Genomic DNA, 2,353 nt, shown 5'->3' on the forward strand with positions numbered 1-2,353 from the left:
TTTGAGGCGTGGTTTTTATTTCTGATAAATCTGCGGATCGCCATCCTTAAATTTATGCGGTTTAAATTTTTCTGGATGCGCAATCTGAGTTTCACTATCTTCCAACTCTTCTTCAATCTCGTGACGTTCATCTGGCCGATATAGGGAAACAATTTGCTGTAACATCCGGTTAAATCGATCAGTATTGATTCCCTTCAATAACACATTACTGATTTCATAATCATAATCTTTACTGTCGATTTCCATTGAAATGCTATTCTTTCCTGAATACGTTGAAAGAGCTTGAAAATAAATAATTGCATTGATTCGATCATACGGAAAAACCTTTACGCGATGCATTGCTTCCCGAATATACAATGCATTTTGAGTAAAGACGAATCCTTCCTTGCCATTTTGAAAAAAGGAAGTATCAATCAACGCAAGAATCGAAGTCCGCTTCTCCTGCGGGCAAAAAGTCCGCCATGCCTGCGTCAATAATTGGCGTGGAATCTGTGAAACGAGATACGTTTTTACTCCTTGTCCTGAAAGAGCGATTTGTGAAATTGATTTCTGTAAAATTTGACTTAATTCCATATTGATCGCCCACCTCTTACTAAACTTATTCTAAATAAATTGTATCACATTTGAATCCTTAAAATCAGTAAGAAGTGCCGGATTTACAAAGTTTTCAATATTTATTCATTTTTATACATCGGCTCGAAAATGCTCTTCGGAGTTTTCAATATTTTTCTGTCCGCGTTGTAAGATGTAAACACCAATAATTACCAATACAATTCCGACAATTTCGACCCAATTCATACCCATCTTAAAGAAGATGATACTTAAAATTGAAGTTGTGATTGGTTGAACCGCATCCATAATACTGATAACGTCTGACGGAGCATAGTGCGTTGCATATAGTAATAACCCGAACGGGATGATCGTTCCAAGGAAGATAACCGTTAACATTGAAGCAATCAATGTTCCAGTAATCTTCGGTGTTCCGACCCAAACTGGTTGATGCAAGTTAAAGAAGAATCCAGCAATTAAAGTTCCCCATCCAAGAACGACCAATGGTGGGTTATCAGGATCTTTAACGATGTTCCGCGGTAAAACAACATAAAATGCGGCCGTTAACCCTGATCCTAAGCCCCACATCAATGAACTCGTTGAAATTGAAAGTTGGGAGAAGTCCCCCTTGGTTAATGCAAGGAAAACGCCGGCTAATGCAATGATAAACGCAAATACATCTGACTTATAAGGCATTTGCCGTCTGAAAATCACCGTTCCCAAAACAATAAATAACGGACTCAAATATTGCAAAATGGTTGCAGCTTCGGCGTTTCCACCAAATTGAATTGATTTATAGAATGTAAAAAGATTTGCCATCAATCCAAGAATCGCATATGCGAACAGCCAACCAATGTTCTTCCATGATTTGAAAACATGAAAAACTTTTCCGCGATACATAATTAAACTAATCAGCAGCAAAATCAGCCCTGCACCAAGTGTCCGTGCTGATAAGAACCAATTTTCAGGAATGTTTTGGTTTTGTGAAATGAACTGCAAACATGTTCCTGAAATTCCCCACATCATTGAAGCTGCTGCCGCAATGACGATTCCGCGAGCAACCTTACTGGATTTTTTTGCCATCAACTTTCCCTCCAAATAAAAATAATAACGAGTGTATTATAGCATAAAAAGAAATAAAATCTACATTTGATGTTACTTTTTATTACATAGAATTCAAATTTTTTTACAAAAAAAGAAGATCACGTTCTTCTACGCGACCTTCAATCAATGGGTCTATAACATTTAGTATTGGTGAAAATATCATCAATACTATTTTTTTGCTTTTAGGCAAAATAAAAAGGACATTCCTGTCCTTCTATAATACAATTAAAGCGACCAAACTCTATTGAAAGAAGTGTTAGGAAATGTCCATAAGTAATTCTATCTTAAAATTGGTCGGAATTGAAGATAAGAATATCAAAATTAATGATATTTCTCATCAGACTATTAATGGGGTTCAATGTCATATTATTGAAGCCAAACTTTCCTACGACGTTGAACGTTGTGAAAACTGCGGATTCCCCGATGTAATTAAAAATGGAACACGTCAAACAAAAATCCGCTTAAGTAGTTTTAATGGTGATCGTTATATTCTCAAACTGGCTAAACAACGTTATCGGTGTTACCATTGTAACTCCACCTTTGGTGCTAAAACTGATATTGTTGAATTCAATCATTCACTTTCTAAACGGTTTGATGAAGATATCCTTGCTCAAGCCTGCTCTTCATTAACTGCCACTCAAATTGCTAAAATGTATGGTTGTTCTGCTTCATCAGTAATTCGTATTATTAACCGTCATTG

3 protein-coding genes are annotated in these 2,353 nt (G+C 36.3%); 1 reads left to right on the plus strand and 2 read right to left on the minus strand.

Going from position 1 to position 2,353, the window contains the following annotated elements:
• Nucleotides 1-15 precede the first annotated feature (15 nt).
• A complete protein-coding gene (locus A3O17_RS06060) occupies nucleotides 16-573 on the minus strand; it encodes a hypothetical protein (RefSeq protein WP_064213141.1) in 558 nt (185 codons plus the stop codon).
• 111 nt (nucleotides 574-684) lie between these two features.
• Nucleotides 685-1,632: a DMT family transporter gene (locus A3O17_RS06065; RefSeq protein ID WP_064213142.1), complete on the minus strand. Its 948-nt coding sequence runs from the start codon at nucleotides 1,630-1,632 to the stop codon at nucleotides 685-687.
• A gap of 284 nt (nucleotides 1,633-1,916) precedes the next feature.
• Between A3O17_RS06065 and A3O17_RS06070 the strand changes: the two genes are divergently transcribed.
• On the plus strand, nucleotides 1,917-2,353 hold a 437-nt coding region (locus tag A3O17_RS06070; protein WP_191979382.1), incomplete at its 3' end, for a transposase family protein.

This window comes from Ligilactobacillus aviarius (assembly GCF_001654615.1).
Classification (GTDB): domain Bacteria; phylum Bacillota; class Bacilli; order Lactobacillales; family Lactobacillaceae; genus Ligilactobacillus; species Ligilactobacillus aviarius_B.